This window comes from Arenibacter sp. F20364 (genome assembly GCF_023015905.1).
GTDB lineage: Bacteria > Bacteroidota > Bacteroidia > Flavobacteriales > Flavobacteriaceae > Arenibacter.
In genome coordinates this window covers 17,100-32,765 of the sequence record NZ_JALKBD010000039.1, presented here as the reverse complement: position 1 = coordinate 32,765, position 15,666 = coordinate 17,100, and the positions used below count along the sequence as shown (strand labels likewise).

The following is a 15,666-nucleotide window of genomic DNA, read 5'->3' as shown; positions in this document are numbered from 1 at the left end:
TTTTTTTTTACCACAACATATGTAGATAAGCGCATGTGTATTACTAATATTTAAAATAAATATCATGACAAAAAAATAAGAAAATGGATTAAATTAATTTTTTCAAAAAAACTTGAAAGAAGGATTTAAAGTGTAAATGAATAAGTAGATGATTATCAGATAGACGTGATAATTATAAATAGAATTAGTTGATTAAAAAATAAATAGGAATAGTTTTTTTACAAATATACATGTGCATATGTACATATATGCATGTGATTTAAGAATAAATATCATGAACGAAAAATTAAGTTTAGCATTAGATGAGTTTTTACATGTAGGTGTAGGTTTAGTAATTATTATTGCATTGGTATCGGTTGTTACTGGTTTAATAAGAGCCTTTGTTCCACTAGAGAAACTTCAGAAGAGATTATCAAAAACAGGTAAGTTTGGTGGCTTAATGGGGGCATTGCTAGGTCTTCCCACACCATTTTGTAGTGCCTCTATGGTTCCAGTATCAATGGGGATGGTAGAGATGGGAGCACCATTTGCTATGGTTTTTTCTTTTTTACTTTCAGCGCCATTGGCAAATTTTGTTGTGGTAGGTTTTATTTTTGGTGTTTTTGGGTGGAAAGTTGCATTGGTTTACTTTCTCATTGTTTTTATCGGTTCGGTTTTATTCGGAACTCTTTTTGGAAAAACATCGATTAAGAATGAAGTTAAAAGAATCAACCTAGATTCCAAAGACACTAATGTTGAAGATTCATCTCAACAGGTTGTAAGTTGTGGAACTTCATCAAATAATAATTCATCTCAACAAGTTGCAAGTTGCGGTACTTCATCAAATAATAATTCATCTCAACAGGTTGTAAGTTGTGGAACTTCATCAAATAATAATTCATCTCAACAAGTTGCAAGTTGCGGTACTTCATCAAATAGCGTATGTGGTGAATCTAATCCGAAATTGAATGAGGCATTTTCGTTTGGTTGGGCATTGTTCAAACGTATACTTCCATATGTTTTAATTGGGGCGGTTATAAGTGCTGCTTTAGTAGCATTTGTGCCAGATACTTGGATTCAAAAATATCTAGGAAATGATAGTCCACTTGCTATCCCTATTGCGGCAGGAATTGGTGTTCCTCTATATCTGCGAATTGAGATGGCTATTCCTATATTAAAAGCACTTATTGTGAAAGGTATGAGTATGGGCGCGGCAATTGCTTTAATAATTGGCGGAACGGGTGCTAGTTTACCTGAAATAGCACTCATCTCTTCAATGTTAAAACCAAAAGCAATAATGGCATTTATTCTTTCGGTTATGACAATGGCGATTGTTGGAGGTTTTATCTTTTACTTTTTCTTTTAAAGTGAAATTTATGAGATCTTTTAAAAATATTATTAACTTCCTTTTCAAAGCTTGTCCTTATTCTTTTATAGGAAGAAAATGTTTTGACGCAGTTAAGGGAAAGACTAGATCACATACCAATAAAAACTTGAATGACAGAATTCTGTCATTCAAGTTAGGTATAAAAACAGGACGTAATATTATATTGATTGGAGTATTTTGCCCTATTCTTTGGTATTCAATTTTATCAGGAGCAAATAAAAAGTTTATAGAACTTAATTTAATACACTCTGCAATTATTGTAGGTTTAGGTCTTTTAGTTATGCTTGTTAATTATATCGCATTATTCAATTATCGAAGAACAATCTAAAAGTGTTCGTTTTGCTTGTGTATAACTACTGGATATCCGGAAAGTTCCGCATAACCATATTGATGTTGGATAAAAATAGTACTTTTTCACTATAAATCGATATCTTCATATTATTATGTCATTGCCTGATTTTGTGAAAATATTGGAGGTTAAGCGGTATAGCAGGAACACTATAGAGAGTTACTCTTCCATCGTAAAGATGGCGACTCAATTTTTTGAAAAGCCACTGAACAAGATTGATGAAACCGAACTTCACAGGTACTTCTATCATATGGTACACACCAAGAAAGTATCCTATTCCTACCAGAAACAGGTAGCGATGGCCTTGAAGCTGTATTACAGAGAAATTTTCGGTCAGAACATTAACTTGGAATATCTATTTCCGAGTAGAAAGCCAAATAAGCTCCCCGTAGTCATCGCAAGAAAGGAAGTTCTTAAAATCATTGAAAAAGCCAACAACATCAAGCATAAGAGCATGATAGCCGTGGTCTACAGTGCAGGCTTAAGGGTAGGCGAGTTGATTGCACTTGAAATCAAGGATATAGATTCATCCAGAATGGTGATACATATTAAATCAGGAAAGGGCAACAAGGACAGGATAGTACCCTTATCTGAAAAAACCTTGTCAATGCTTCGTGAGTACTATAAAGAATATACGCCCAAACGATACCTATTTGAAGGCCAAAAGGGAGACAGGTATTCTTCGTCAAGTTTCAACAAGCTTCTCCAGGCTGCTGCCAAAAGGGCGAGAATAAATAAAAACATCACCGCGCATACCTTGAGGCACAGTTACGCAACGCACCTATTGGAAAATGGTACCGATATTAGAATCATCCAAAAACTTTTAGGGCACAATTCCATTAAGACGACCATGATTTATACCCAAGTTACTGAACCTACTTTGTTGAATGTGACAAGTCCTTTTGATGATTGAACCGCTCCATAAATTGGCCGTTTTACGGCACAGTTGAATCCGTTTCAAAAAACATTCGTTCACAGTTCCATTTGTCGTTCTTTTTAGTAGTTTCGTTATATAACCTTTTACGGAACCAAATATGACGGTCGGATATGCCAGGGTGTCCACACCCGAACAAAAGTTGGAAGCTCAGATTGCCTTGCTCGAAAAAGAGGGTTGCGAGAAAATCTATACCGATATCGCCAGCGGTACAAGAGATGATAGAAAGGGCCTGAACGAGATGCTCAAATACATGAGGAAGGGGGACACCATTCTTACCTACAAAAACGATCGTGTTTTCCGTTCCCTGAGAAACATGGTGGAACTCATAGACCGCTTCAACGAGGCCGGGGTACACTTCAAAAGTCTGAGCGAACCGGAATTCGATACGACTTCGGCAAATGGGAAATTTCTTCTACAAATCTTTGCTGCGGTTGCGGAATTCGAGAGAAACCTAATCAGTGAACGTACCAAAGTGGGACTGGACAATGCCAGAAAACGAAACAAGCTTTTGGGCAGGCCCAAGGGTGCAAAAGTGGAAACAATTGAAAAGTACCACTACGCCAAACATCTTTATGAGAACCAAGGGGTCTCAATCGATAATGCATGCAAGCGGGCAAAATTGGGAAAGACCTCTTTCTATAGAGTGGAAAAATCACTAATGGCGGATTCAACCGTTAAACCCTGAACCGATCTATGCCGTACCTATCGTCACTTAGCGTTATAGCGGAACGGACCCATCCGTTTCCCTACGATGTCAGTGCTATCAAGTTTGCAAAGGATATCGATGTGTCCGCACCAGTCACATTTATTATAGGGGACAATGGAACGGGGAAGTCCACTTTACTTGAAACATTGGCACTTCGTTTACAACTCCCACATATGGACGGGTTCGGATATGGCAAGAATTGTTTCAAGGCGGCCCGTTCGCTGACACCTTATCTGCAATTGAACTGGAAAATTGAGAGGCCAAGGGGATTTTTCTTCAGGGCAGAGGACTTTGGTGATCTCTTGAACAGTATCGATAGGGAGGATGCCAGGCTCCACGAGTCGTTCAAGGATATCTATGGTGAAGTTCCGGACCGTATCATCCAGGAAATGAAGGATAACCAAAACTATCAGATTTATAAAATGCGGCAGAACTACGGCCAAGACCTTCAGGGGTTTTCACATGGGGAAGCTTATCTGAAAATAATGGACGATACCATAAATGGAAGTGGGATATTCCTGCTGGATGAACCCGAAGCAGCATTGTCCCCATCAAAACAGTTGTCATTGCTCTATTTCATCCAAGCACACTTAAAGGCCCATATGTCCCAATTTATCATTGCCACGCATTCACCCATGCTTATGGCGTATCCCGGAGCAAATATTTATGAGGTGACGGACAAAGGAATGAACAAGGTATCATTGGAGGAAACGGAGCACTATACCATTACCAGGTCGTTCTTACAAAGTCCGGAAAGCTATCTGAGGTTTTTGAAATAACATATCCTAAATTTGATTTATGGAATACGAAATTATTTATGAGAAGAGCAGCGATGGTTGGAGTGCCTATGTACCGGAACTTCCCGGGTGTACTTCCGCTGGTGCCGATAGAGCTGAAATCGAGAATAATATCAAGGAAGCCATTGAATTGCATTTGGAACTCCTTCACGGACAAGAACACTGAAAAGAGCTTACCGTGGTTGTTCCAATAAACAAAATAGGAATCTCATTATCGCATAAACATAAAATAGAACACTTGGGCAGTACGTTCAATAAACCCTATTGCACATTACATCCATATAGACCAATAAATAAAACTGGGGAATTTAATTAATCGATAAACACCAGTGTTTTCGGTATTTCCGAGCAAAGTTTTCCGTTTATGCAGCTATGTGGTCATCGGGCGGTTTCAGCCGCTATGCGTTCACTCCCAAATCAAAGTTTATATTGGTTTCTCCTATATTTTTTCCAGTTACGGGTACGTTTTGAAAATTTTGAGTTAGTGGTCTCTATTCCATGGGGGAAACAGAACCAACAACCACCCATCTTACGGTAGTTGTCAATCCTTGAAATGCGGATATTGGATATCTTTTTAGGAAAATCAATGTGTCCCTCTTGGGTAAGACCAAAGGCTTTTATAAATCGCTTTGAATGTTTCACGATTTCAATGTTTTAAGTGAATACTTAGAACATTGAGCCTTTTAAGAAAATGGAAAGAAACATAATCGGTTTATTTCCGTAAAGATAGTCCATTAACCGTTTTGCGCCCAAGTCGTTTTAAAAGCCATGAAATGGTAGTGTAATCCCGAAACGGGCTAGCGTCCGTAAAAAATTGTATTATAATAAATTAGGTAATTTAATTGGGCATTTTGTTCAATTTTGGGACGATGTCAAAGCGGAAAGCCAATGTTTTCAATGCCTCCGAGCTATATTGACACTTTTCGCAGCTATGAGGTCACTAGGCCACTATGCTCGCTTTGGGGGAAACCTTGTTGTTATAATAGAAGTTGATGGCCAGCAGAACGCTCAGGCCTATGGTGATATACAATTTGATATTTGGGCTATTGAACTCCGTTTCGCGCCATGACATGGCAATGACCACCACTTGATAAAAACTGAGCGCAGCGGGAACCATCAAGAACGGACGAAACTTTCTGCCCCTAGCATCAAAAAACCATCCTATCCAGCCCAAATGCGAAAACAGATATATGCAAAACAAATAAACCAATACCCTGTAACTTCCCAAGCCCCGAACATATCCCTCACTATCGGTCAACATTTGCTCGATTCCAAAATTGGGGACCCAAGGCCTTAGACCCACACCCCTTTCGGTAATGATGTCATGGAAAAACGGAAGCAAGGCCATGATGAACAGGACCGCCCACACCAAAATCCTTCTGAAGCTCAGTTTGTTTTGTCTGAACCACAAATATCCCATGAACACGGCCAAACCTAGTAAAACAAAAAACTTTGGCCACGCCTCATTAAAAGCGGTCTTTCTCAAATCGAACAGTATCAATGCCACATGGTACGCTCCGGAGGTCAGCACCAAAAAGATGCCACCACCGTAATACTTTGACCTAGCGGACTGGTACCATCCGGCCCATCCGATACAGGCAAACACGAAAATCAATAGCGTATAGAGAAACACCCGATAGGTGGAAAACCCGTGAACTTTTCCGTTCGCATCGGTCAATACGGATTCTATACCGAGATTTGGAACCCAAGATTTGAGCCCATCGGCATCCGTAATAAAATCATGCAAATAGGGAAGCGTTGACAATCCTATGATGGCCAACGCCACCCAAAAGGTATCAGGTATCCTCTTCCTTGATTTCCTTGCCGTCGATTGCTTGTGTTTCAGAAACATCGATTAGTGATTCTTCTTCCGCTAAATCGCTTTTTTCACAAGAAGTGAATACTGCAAAGGTGAACAATACGGCGAGGGCACAAATAGCTTTTTGTACTTTCATAACTAAATAAATTATAGGGTTAATAACTACCCAAATTTACCTAGCCGTTTTGCTTTTTTGACCTTACATCAGCTTTACTTCTACAACTTATATTAACAGAATTTAACGTAGATTCTTACTTTTATATAACTTCAAATCTGTCACTAAAGTACAACAAAGGACACTCTTTGAGTGTCCTTTGAATCCAGATTTTAGTAAACTGTCCGATTCTGCTGGTAAACTACACGATTTCAAAGGAATTCGTAATCGACAACGATAAAATCCTTCGGTTCGTCTATTTCAATGCAATTTGCGCGGTCTTCTCCTACGTTTAAAATAATTTCAAAGTTTTTCATCTTGTGGGTTTTTGGGATTTGAACCGATACAAGAGGGCTGGACACAATGGGCAATGAACCCGTGAAATTGACGTTTGGGGCCAACGCCCTAGATTTGGTGAACATCCCCGACCCTAAAAGATGCTTTGGATATGGTAAATGGAGTACAAAAGAGAATATCGGGAAATCGGTTTCAGGGTGATTTTTTCATTGAACCCGATTACGAATACACTTGCTTTCGCCGCCCAGCCCTATGAGCAGATGTTGGACACGGAGCTCAACAACAGGCCAGAGGTCTTCTTGGTCAGGGGCCGAATCGGAACGGGGGAAATGCTTGAGGTGGGCTTTAAGGATTTTACCTTTGAAATGACCGTTGATTTCCACAGGCGTTTGGGGGAGCTTTACGAGGTCGTAAAAGAAGAGTACCGAAATACCGTAATGAAAAAGACTTAGGGCATCCAGGCGGGCTATCGCTCCAATCATTTTGGGGCCGTTCTAAGCGGTTTTAAGCCTTGCGGTAGCTTCTTGGTCGCTTCCTCATGCAAAACACGCTAGGAACCCCATAAAATGGATTTACGCTCTATCCCTGATGCAACCCGATTACGGGAAGAAAGGTCAAACAAGCATTCCACAAGAATCCTATTCGAGTAGACTTCCCATGTTCCTGCGGGAGTTGGCACTTTATCCGTCTCCCGGACACTCCGAGCGTACCAGATCCGGTACGCATTCGGAAGTCCTACCGCCTACAAAAGCACCAACACCCTCAGAACCGCGCACAAGAGCATAACATTTCTCCGTTCCCCCACCGTGGGACCACTCCCCCCATCGCCCCGTCCTAAAGGTCGTGGATCTTCACGGGGGAACTCCAAAAGTGATGCACTTGCCTTGCCCCTGCCCTATCCTTCGAGCCATTGAGGGCACTCCCCATTTTTCCACAAGCAAAGGGACGACCACAGAACCACACACCATTTCGTGCCTCATGGCTTTGTGGACCTTGTGGCCGTGTAAGGGCCGATGAGAAAAATGATTAGTAACCCTTATACAAAAATTATGGCTAAAAACAGACTGCCAGAGGAACTGAAAAAGTTCGGCAACATCTTCGATTCGCTTTCACGTAGGCACGGCACGTATTACATCTTTCAGGATTTTTTGGACCTTTCCATCAACGCCTGGTCGTTCGATTACAAAATGGACCTTGTGGCCATCCGAAAGAAGTACAGCGAGAAGGAACGGCAATTGTTCGGCCAGCTCATCCAAGAGACCATACACATCTTGGACAGGATGATAGCGACCGACAATGATTTTTACGATGTCTTCGGAACCTTCTACGAGGCCAACAGCCTTACCAACAAACACTTTGCCCAGTTCTTCACCCCGCTTCACGTATGCCAGCTCATGGCACAGCTTACCCTTGACAAAGAGGCCCAAAACTTCAACGACCCCTGTTCGGGTTCGGCCCGATTCTCGTTGGCCAGCAACAGCGTCAAACCTGGTATGTTCCACAGCCTTATCGACATCGATTTTACGTGTGCACGGATGAGCGCCCTTAACCTGATGTACCACGGCATCCACGGCATCGTGATATGTGATAATGGCCTGATTGCGGGAAAGAGCTTCAGGGGAGCCTTTATCGTGAACCGATGGCTCAAATACCAGGGCGTACCCCAAATCGAATTTGTGGACAACGTGAACCATGCCTATGATTACATAAGGGTGAAATTGGGCCTTCCAGAACCCAAGAAAGTGCCAGCGCAATCTTCAGGGGAAACCAAAAGCCCCATTCAAGAAGTGGCGGACATCATCGTGGATTCAAAGACCAACCAAATCAGCCTGTTTTGATTGGAGTATAAAAAAAGCCCCATAATGGGGCTTGTGGCCATTGTTCAATACTCCCGTTCTACGGGGTAAAGGTTCACCCAGACTTCCCCTTTTTCATTGGGAAGTGGTAGGGCGTTCAACTTTAGGGAAAGGTGGCCATTCTCTTTTTCGATGACTACCCCTAAGTTTAGGTAGTTGTACTTTTTCTCTCCTGCTTCATTTTTAAAGCTCCCGATGGTCTGTGCTACATTGTACTTTACTTTGGACATAACGCTAAATTTTTGATTAAACATTAATTACATGCCAGAGAGGACAAGGACACAGGGGGCAATTGGCCCCGTATGGGAAGCTTGCGACCGAAGCAAAAATTTTCCCGATAGGCCGAAAAATTTTGTCATACGGTAGTGCCGTTTTGCACCGTCCAGACCTTTGCATAGGAATTATGTTGACGTATCAAAAAGGATGTTATGGTAAGTGGCAATGTAGTACCATCTAGGGCTAGATAGAGCAGGAGATTTACAACTAACGGTATTCAAGAACAAGTATTCCTTTCCACCTTGGGGAGCGTATCCAAATCGGAAGTCGGGCACCCTTATCCATTTGCACAAAGTGTTGTCATTGTCATGCCTTTTGCGAAAAAGCAAAAGCCCCGCCAATGATCAATTCTTGCCGTACAGGGCAAGAACTTCATGGGGGCGCCCTCCAAATAATTGCAGTTGGGTTTCTGTTCCCTCGGCGAAGCCTCTCCCATCGACGGCAAAGATAGCCCGTGCAAAATGAGTTGGCCGGCAATGCTTTTCCGTAAAATAGGGTTTCCCACTTCCAGGGGAACCCTCCCGATTTTCCGGTATGGTCGCAAGCTCCCAAAAGCCTTTTGGCCACTCGCACGGCCAGTTGGGTTGGCATCGACGGGGGCGATGACTCCACCTCGGGGAAACCCAACATCTTTAAGGGCTCTGATATATCATAAATATCTATAAAACAGCTATTTATAATAGAAAAAGAAGATAAGAAAACAATGTAAACAATGTAAACAATGCTTGCATTTATTACATTTATTGCGTATATTGTATAGGTATTAAAATAAGTATTAATCCTTTAAAACCTTAACAGTTATGAGTATCAAAAATCAAGTAACGTTAATCGGGAATCTTGGCAAAGACCCCGAAATCATGACCTTTGAAAGTGGCAGTAAAAATGCGAAATTTTCATTGGCTACAAATGAAACCTACACCAACAACAACGGTGAGGCGATTACACAGACCGAATGGCACAATATTGTCGTTTGGGGAAAGCGTGTGAACGTGGTAGAGAACTATCTCCAAAAGGGAAGCGAAGTTTGTGTAACTGGCAAATTGACCCACAGAACCTATGAGGACAAAGAGGGCATCAAAAGAAGCATTACCGAAGTCAAAGCGGATGAAATCGTGATGTTCGGCGGTAGGAAGTCAGCAACCAATGGTGATGCATCCACCAATCAAACCACGGAGGAAGAATAGGATTGATGCAGTAAAAAGGGCGAAGCCTTTCAACTCTTTCGCCCTTTTTTAAATCATAACCTTAACAGTTATAATCATGAGAGACAAAAATAGTCAAAATAGCCGTGGGCTATCCTTTGCCAAGAAAAAGGATTCCCATATATCCATTCTCCCTACGGATGTTGTAGTGGAGCGAACCAAGGCCAACGGGGTTGAGCAAATCCACGTTATCGATGCCCAGGTCATTGAGCCACCGAAAAGACCTTCCTTTTTTATTTCCGAAACCCTTGTAAAAGCACGTAAGAGACTATGGAAACTACTTTAAGCCCACAGGAGATACGTGAGAACTTGGCACAGTTCCACGGAACGGAGAATTTTTATAAGCATCCATTGTGCAACGTCATCTGGACGGATGGCGCTCAATACGTCATTGATTCGTGCAACGCCCATTGGTTGGTTTCCGATGTGAGCATCCAATGTGATGCGCTAAAGGACAAATCGGAATTTATCAAAGTCCAGTTGTCTTGCGACAACGAGAAAGGCACTTTGGAATACACGAACGGCAACGGAAAGCTATTGCACGTACACGAATATCGGTACACCGATTTCCCTTTGGACGTGATTGCTTTTTATTATACGAACGGAACACTTTTGCTCCCTAGCGAGTACTAACCCTAAAACACGATGATATGAAACTAGCGGAGATACACCAGTTAATGGGAAAGACCAATTTCAGCAAGGATGAGAAAAAAACTATCTTTGCCTTAATCGACTATAAAGTAGAAAATGATATGGATAAAGTATTGGACAGAATGGAACGGGTCGAGGAACGTATGGAGAATACGTTAAAGACCTTTATTTGGGTCATAGGAATAGCCACAACGGTTATTTCGGTTCTATTGGGCATCATTGCCCTGAAAGGATAGAAAGTCTCCCCCAAGCAATATATAAGCCTCTTTTATAGGGGCTTTTTTTGTGCCGTCCGGATACTGTCATGGTTTTTGCAGAAAAGGCAAAAACACACGCCAGATCCGGGGGAGAAATCGGAAGTCGCGCCCCCTACCCTCTTGCACTTTCCGTGTCGCCTTTGTCATGCCTTTTGCAGTAAAAGCAAAAGCCCCGCCAAAGGCGATCCTTGCCCTCTACGGCAAGGACTTCGAGGGGTGGCACTCCTCATTACTTGTCAAGGCTCCAGTTCCCTCGGCGGGGCCCCCTTCCATCGACGGCAAATATAGGCCGTGCCCCCATGAGCTGGCCGGCAATGCTTTTCCGGAGAATCGGGTTTCCCACTTTCAGGGGAACCCTCCCGATTTTCCGATACGGTCGCAAGCTCCCAAAAGCCTTTTGGCCACTCGGCACGGCCTGACCCCTCGGCCTCGACGGAGGGGCTAACCCCACCTCGGGGGAGCCTTGTCTTTAAAGGGGTCTAATCGGTTTTTCGCTCCGCTTCAAACCCCGTATTTCAATGCAATATCCGTAATCAATAATTGCAATAAAAACAATGTAAACAAAGTAAACAATGCTTGCATTTATTACATTTATTTTGTATATTGAAGTAAATAAAAACAAAGACGATTATGGAAAATCAAACAGTTCAATCATTGAAAATCGGGTCGATAAAACCCGACCCCGGACAGCCGAGGAAATCTTTTAGGGTTCAGGACATCAGCGAACTTGCCGACAGCATTGCAAAGGTAGGTCTGTTACAGCCCATCACGGTCAGACCGTCAGGAAAGAAATTTATCATCGTTATGGGCGAACGCAGGTACAGGGCGTGTAAAATGCTCAACTGGAAATCCATACCCTGTATGGTCAGGGAATTGGATGAAGATGCCATTTTGGAAGTACAGATCATCGAGAACCTTCAGCGCAAGGATGTTGAACCCGTAGAGGAAGCGGAAGCCATTGCCATGCTCAAAACCAAGTTTACCCCCGAGGAAATCGCAAACCGTATCGGGCGCAACAAAAAATTTGTTTATGCCCGTATCAAACTTTCTGAACTTATAGAGGGTTTTAAAGCCTTTGTGCGGAGCAAGGAAATGACCATTTCACAAGCCGTAACCGTGGCTTCGTTCCCCGCAGAGGAACAGCATTTGATATTAGAGGGCATGGGCAAGGATTTTAAGGAAAGGTATGTACAGAACGCCTGTAACCGCCAAGCCTTCGATTTGGAGAAAGCACCCTTTAAAACGGACGATGCAACCTTGGTGGCCAAGGTGGGGGCGTGTACCCTTTGCCCGTTCAATTCCATCAACCAAGGAAGCCTCTTTGGCGATGGCAAACAAATCTGTACCAAGTCCAGTTGCTATGCCACCAAAAAGACCAAGACCCTTTTGAACCTTATCGATGAAGTAAAAAAGGATGGTCGCTTGCTGATACCCAAATTCAGAACCTATAACTCGGATTCACAGGACAACCAGTTAATCCTTTCCATCATGGAAGAAAACGGCTTGGAAATCCATCTTTTGGACGATATGGACATCCTAACGGAACCCGTTAAACCCACAGCGGAATCCATCAGAAATGAATACCATTGGCAGGACTGGACCGATGAAGAAGTGAACGAGGAACTGGAAGAGCGTATGGAAAGCTACAACGAGGAAGTTGAAGCCTATGCCAACGCTCCCGAACACGGGTATTTAAAAGGGGTTATTGTTGACCCCAACACCTATGTTACAGAAGTAGCATTAATGAAGGCCGAAGAAGAAACTATCCCCGATGTCCACGCTTTGCCCATCGACAAAAAGAGGATGGACGATTGCACCCCCACGGAGAAAATCCAAAAGATGAATACTAGGGAAGTCCGAAAGAAAGAATTGGAGAACAACAAACAGTTTCAGGACGTGATCAAGATGGTTCGGGAATCGGAGTACCACAATACCAAGAAAACATTGAGTACGGATGAAATGGTGGCGTTTTGTTTCACTCTTTTTGAGAACCATTTGAGTTGGTATAGCCAAAGGGATTTCTTTAAAGGCTTCCTGGGCAATACCGAAAAGAAGAGTAGGGCAGAAGTGGTCGAGCAGTTCAGGAAGAACTTCAAGAAAGAATACTTTCATAAGCTGATACGCTTTGTGATGGCCAGACAGGTACACTTTGGGGAATTGAACCACACCAACAACCACGTCAACATTGCATTCTATAACGCAGTACGACCGTATTTGAAAAAGGACATCGAGGCCATTGAAGCCGAATACGAGGAAAAGAGAATCAAACGTGAAAAGCGTTTGCAGGAGCGAATCGCAAAACTTGAAAGAGAGAACGAATTGCTCAAAAGCGCATAGGTCGTTTTTGTTAAGGTTGGAAGTCCGCAGGTCTTTGATTTGCGGGCTTTTTTTGTGCCAAAAGAAAAGGGCAGCTTATGGATGGCCGCCCTTTCATAAAAACAAAGACTGGTTTAAAACAGTCTGCTCAAATGTATAGGTAAATATCGGCCTAAAAAAAATAAAATGCAATCATTGTGTGCTTTGTTTGCAAAGCAAACATAAGTTGCATAAATTGCATTATAAATAGTTATTGTGAAAGTAATATCGGTTATCAATAAAAAGGGCGGGTGTACTAAAACGACAACCTGTATCCATATGGCAGCTTACTTGGCCAAGAGGGGCAAAAAGGTTTTGCTGATTGATTTTGAGGCGCAGCGTAATCTTTCCATTGGCTATGGAATACCGGATGATTATCCCTACACGGTTTTTGACATGCTCAAAGGAAAACCCGGGCTTCGTCTAAAGAACAAAAAATCGAATCTTTATATTCTTGCCGGTTCGGATCTTATCGATACCGAAGTGTACCCTTTGGAAGTCCTGAAGAAGCGGCTGGCCATCTTGGAGAAAATGTTCAGGAATGAATATAACATCCAGTTTGATTACGCCATTATCGATTGTTCCCCGTCCGACCTAAAAAACAAATATGCCGGCGGTAAGCTCCAGCCCAAATTGAACCAAATCGCACTCTATGCTTCGGATGCCTTTATCATCCCACTGGTCCACGAAAAATTTGCGGTTGATGGACTCGCCAATTTTATGGGCGATGCCCTTGCGTTCAAAAAGGAATTCAATCCCAGCTTGAAGGTAGGTGGTGTGTTTTTCAACATTGTTGAAGTAAATACCAGGCGTTTCAAAAAGTATTACGATGAAGTGATGGAAGGGGTGCCGGAGAAATATTTTATAAAAACATTTGTCCGTAAGGATGCGAAAATCGCTGATGCCACGGAAGAGGGCGACAGCATTTTCGAAGTGGCCCCAAAATCGAGGTCAGCTAAGGATTACAGTAAATTGGTAAGGGAAATATTAACTAAAATAGACTGATAATTATGGGTGGAGACAAAGTGATCAAAGAAAAATTTGTTGATTGGGAAGAGGCCGAGGAAGAAGTATCGGAACAGCCCAAGAAACGAAAGCGCGTCGCCTTTACAGTAAGGGACTGGCCGGAGACCAAAGAGCTATTGGATGACCTTCAATGGTTGAAACAATTTGTCGTTGACAAGAAATCAGTATCCCAGGGGGATGTTGTCCGGGAGGCTTTGGATCTGTTGGCCAAGAAAATGAAATACGACAAGCTAAAAGAGGAGTATGCCGAAGAACTGGCCAACGCCACCATTAAGGCGGGTAGAAAGACAGGTAGATAATCAAAGGATATTTAAATGAGTATCAAAAACTATTTTGAGTTGTTCACCGACGCCGAAAAACGGCACTTGCCCAAAGAACTTTACACCGCAGGGAATACCGAATTGTTGTTCCAAAAAAGAAGGGTTTCCGTCGTGGGATCACGAAAAGCAAGTAAAGATGGTTTGGCACGGGCCAAGATTGTGGCCAGGGAGCTGGTCAAGCACGATATTATCGTCGTAAGCGGTCTGGCAAAGGGTATCGATACCGTTGCGCATGAGACGGCCATCCAGACAGGAGGGAGCACCATAGCCGTTTTGGGCACGCCCTTGAACAAGGTTTATCCAAAGGAAAACGAGGGGCTTTTGGAAACCATTAAAAAAGACCATTTGGCAATATCCCAATTTCCAGAGGGGTATCCCTCACAACCTAAAAATTTCCCTATTCGAAATCGCACGATGGCCTTGATATCGGATGCAACCATAATTATTGAGGCAAGCGAGAACAGCGGAACACGACACCAAGGATGGGAAGCACTTCGTTTGGGCAGAGAGGTCTATATTTTGGAGAATGTGGCCAACAATCCAAAAATTGGTTGGGCAAAGGAAATGATCGACTATGGGGCAGTACCACTCGCAAGGGAACAAATGGAGGACATTTTTTATGAAATCCCATACCTAACTTCAAAATTTCAGGACCAGGATGCCTTTTAAAATCGATTTCGCCACTATGCTCGAATTCTCCACAAGGGGAACAAACGACAAGGCCGCATTGTCGAGGCGTATTTGTGGAAACTTGAAGTCGGGAAGTGCCCAAATGATATTACGAATGATTTACTATATGAAGCAGCTTCCAGCCGATCACCCCATAAAAACCATGTTCAGTGATATGCCTATTTTGGTTCCCGCTCCAAGGAGTGCCCCCTTGGTGGAGGGCGGGCTATGGCCGACTAGAATATTGGCGGATTTTTTGGTCAGGGAAGGTTTCGGGGGGAGCGTACAACATTGGTTGGAAAGAACCAAGAGAGTGCCTAAGTCAAGTAATTTCAGCAGTGCTGACCAACGGCCATCGTGCAACACCCACTACGATAGTTTGCGTGTTGTTCCGTCCCCAGAGGCATTTGTACACAAGATTATATTAATAGACGACGTGTTTACGTTGGGAAGGACTTCAACGGCATGTGTGCGACGATTGAAAGAAACCTATCCGGATACACAGATTTATGTGTTCGCCGCCATGCGCACCAGAGGGTTCGTAAAGACCTTGGAAGAAATCGTAAAGCCGTCCTATAATCAAATGGTCTACAGACCCGAATACGACAGCGTAAAGTTGCCTGATTAAT

General features: G+C 42.9%; 20 protein-coding genes. 17 read left to right on the top strand and 3 right to left on the bottom strand.

Features of this window, described 5'->3' with window-relative positions; all coding sequences use genetic code 11:
* Positions 1 to 274 precede the first annotated feature (274 nt).
* From MWU84_RS21070 to MWU84_RS21045, 6 genes are all read left to right on the top strand, one after another.
* Positions 275 to 1,345 (top strand): permease, encoded by a 1,071-nt coding sequence (locus MWU84_RS21070; RefSeq protein WP_246905411.1) that lies wholly within the window; start codon positions 275 to 277, stop codon positions 1,343 to 1,345.
* A gap of 10 nt (positions 1,346 to 1,355) precedes the next feature.
* Entirely contained in the window at positions 1,356 to 1,694 is a 339-nt protein-coding gene (locus MWU84_RS21065; RefSeq protein ID WP_150544843.1) for a hypothetical protein, read from the top strand.
* A gap of 133 nt (positions 1,695 to 1,827) precedes the next feature.
* Entirely contained in the window at positions 1,828 to 2,628 is an 801-nt protein-coding gene (gene xerA, locus MWU84_RS21060) for a site-specific tyrosine recombinase/integron integrase (RefSeq protein WP_232514141.1), read from the top strand.
* 121 nt (positions 2,629 to 2,749) lie between these two features.
* A complete protein-coding gene (locus MWU84_RS21055; protein WP_093980791.1) occupies positions 2,750 to 3,337 on the top strand; it encodes a recombinase family protein in 588 nt (195 codons plus the stop codon).
* 8 nt (positions 3,338 to 3,345) lie between these two features.
* Positions 3,346 to 4,137, top strand: coding sequence for an AAA family ATPase (locus MWU84_RS21050; RefSeq protein WP_093980790.1), 792 nt, complete (start codon positions 3,346 to 3,348; stop codon positions 4,135 to 4,137).
* Between the two features lie 19 nt (positions 4,138 to 4,156).
* Complete coding sequence (locus tag MWU84_RS21045) at positions 4,157 to 4,321, top strand: type II toxin-antitoxin system HicB family antitoxin (protein WP_093980789.1); 165 nt, start codon at positions 4,157 to 4,159, stop codon at positions 4,319 to 4,321.
* Positions 4,322 to 5,095: 774 nt separating this feature from the next.
* On the opposite strand, the gene MWU84_RS21040 is transcribed toward MWU84_RS21045, so the two are convergent.
* Both MWU84_RS21040 and MWU84_RS21035 read right to left on the bottom strand, forming a co-directional pair.
* Entirely contained in the window at positions 5,096 to 5,941 is an 846-nt protein-coding gene (locus MWU84_RS21040; RefSeq protein WP_246905410.1) for a hypothetical protein, read from the bottom strand.
* Positions 5,942 to 5,951: 10 nt separating this feature from the next.
* A complete protein-coding gene (locus tag MWU84_RS21035; RefSeq protein ID WP_246905407.1) occupies positions 5,952 to 6,110 on the bottom strand; it encodes a hypothetical protein in 159 nt (52 codons plus the stop codon).
* A 473-nt stretch (positions 6,111 to 6,583) separates the two neighbouring features.
* Here MWU84_RS21035 and MWU84_RS21030 point away from each other — a divergent pair, with 473 nt between their 5' ends.
* Both MWU84_RS21030 and MWU84_RS21025 read left to right on the top strand, forming a co-directional pair.
* On the top strand, positions 6,584 to 6,877 hold the full coding sequence (locus MWU84_RS21030) for a hypothetical protein (RefSeq protein ID WP_246905405.1): 294 nt from the start codon (positions 6,584 to 6,586) through the stop codon (positions 6,875 to 6,877).
* A gap of 597 nt (positions 6,878 to 7,474) precedes the next feature.
* Positions 7,475 to 8,263, top strand: a complete 789-nt coding sequence (locus MWU84_RS21025) for an N-6 DNA methylase (RefSeq protein WP_246905403.1) — start codon at positions 7,475 to 7,477, stop codon at positions 8,261 to 8,263.
* A gap of 44 nt (positions 8,264 to 8,307) precedes the next feature.
* Here MWU84_RS21025 and MWU84_RS21020 read toward each other — a convergent pair whose 3' ends face one another.
* Positions 8,308 to 8,511 (bottom strand): hypothetical protein, encoded by a 204-nt coding sequence (locus MWU84_RS21020; protein WP_246905400.1) that lies wholly within the window; start codon positions 8,509 to 8,511, stop codon positions 8,308 to 8,310.
* Positions 8,512 to 9,357: 846 nt separating this feature from the next.
* Here MWU84_RS21020 and ssb point away from each other — a divergent pair.
* From ssb to MWU84_RS20975, 9 genes are all read left to right on the top strand, one after another.
* Positions 9,358 to 9,741 (top strand): single-stranded DNA-binding protein, encoded by a 384-nt coding sequence (gene ssb / locus MWU84_RS21015; protein WP_246905398.1) that lies wholly within the window; start codon positions 9,358 to 9,360, stop codon positions 9,739 to 9,741.
* Positions 9,742 to 9,817: 76 nt separating this feature from the next.
* A complete protein-coding gene (locus tag MWU84_RS21010; RefSeq protein ID WP_246905396.1) occupies positions 9,818 to 10,045 on the top strand; it encodes a hypothetical protein in 228 nt (75 codons plus the stop codon).
* A complete protein-coding gene (locus tag MWU84_RS21005; protein WP_246905394.1) occupies positions 10,030 to 10,392 on the top strand; it encodes a DUF6876 family protein in 363 nt (120 codons plus the stop codon). Before MWU84_RS21010 ends, MWU84_RS21005 begins: the two co-directional genes overlap by 16 nt.
* 17 nt (positions 10,393 to 10,409) lie before the next feature.
* Complete coding sequence (locus MWU84_RS21000) at positions 10,410 to 10,646, top strand: hypothetical protein (RefSeq protein WP_246905392.1); 237 nt, start codon at positions 10,410 to 10,412, stop codon at positions 10,644 to 10,646.
* A gap of 651 nt (positions 10,647 to 11,297) precedes the next feature.
* Positions 11,298 to 13,004, top strand: coding sequence for a ParB/RepB/Spo0J family partition protein (locus MWU84_RS20995; protein ID WP_246905390.1), 1,707 nt, complete (start codon positions 11,298 to 11,300; stop codon positions 13,002 to 13,004).
* A 234-nt stretch (positions 13,005 to 13,238) separates the two neighbouring features.
* Positions 13,239 to 14,027 carry a ParA family protein gene (locus tag MWU84_RS20990; protein WP_246905388.1) on the top strand — a complete coding sequence of 263 codons (789 nt, stop codon included), beginning with the start codon at positions 13,239 to 13,241 and terminating at the stop codon, positions 14,025 to 14,027.
* Positions 14,028 to 14,032: 5 nt separating this feature from the next.
* Positions 14,033 to 14,347: a hypothetical protein gene (locus MWU84_RS20985; RefSeq protein ID WP_246905385.1), complete on the top strand. Its 315-nt coding sequence runs from the start codon at positions 14,033 to 14,035 to the stop codon at positions 14,345 to 14,347.
* 15 nt (positions 14,348 to 14,362) lie between these two features.
* Positions 14,363 to 15,037 carry a DNA-processing protein DprA gene (locus tag MWU84_RS20980; protein ID WP_246905383.1) on the top strand — a complete coding sequence of 225 codons (675 nt, stop codon included), beginning with the start codon at positions 14,363 to 14,365 and terminating at the stop codon, positions 15,035 to 15,037.
* Positions 15,027 to 15,665 (top strand): hypothetical protein, encoded by a 639-nt coding sequence (locus MWU84_RS20975; RefSeq protein ID WP_246905381.1) that lies wholly within the window; start codon positions 15,027 to 15,029, stop codon positions 15,663 to 15,665. The genes MWU84_RS20980 and MWU84_RS20975 overlap by 11 nt, the downstream gene beginning before the upstream one ends.
* The last annotated feature ends 1 nt before the right edge of the window (position 15,666 follow it).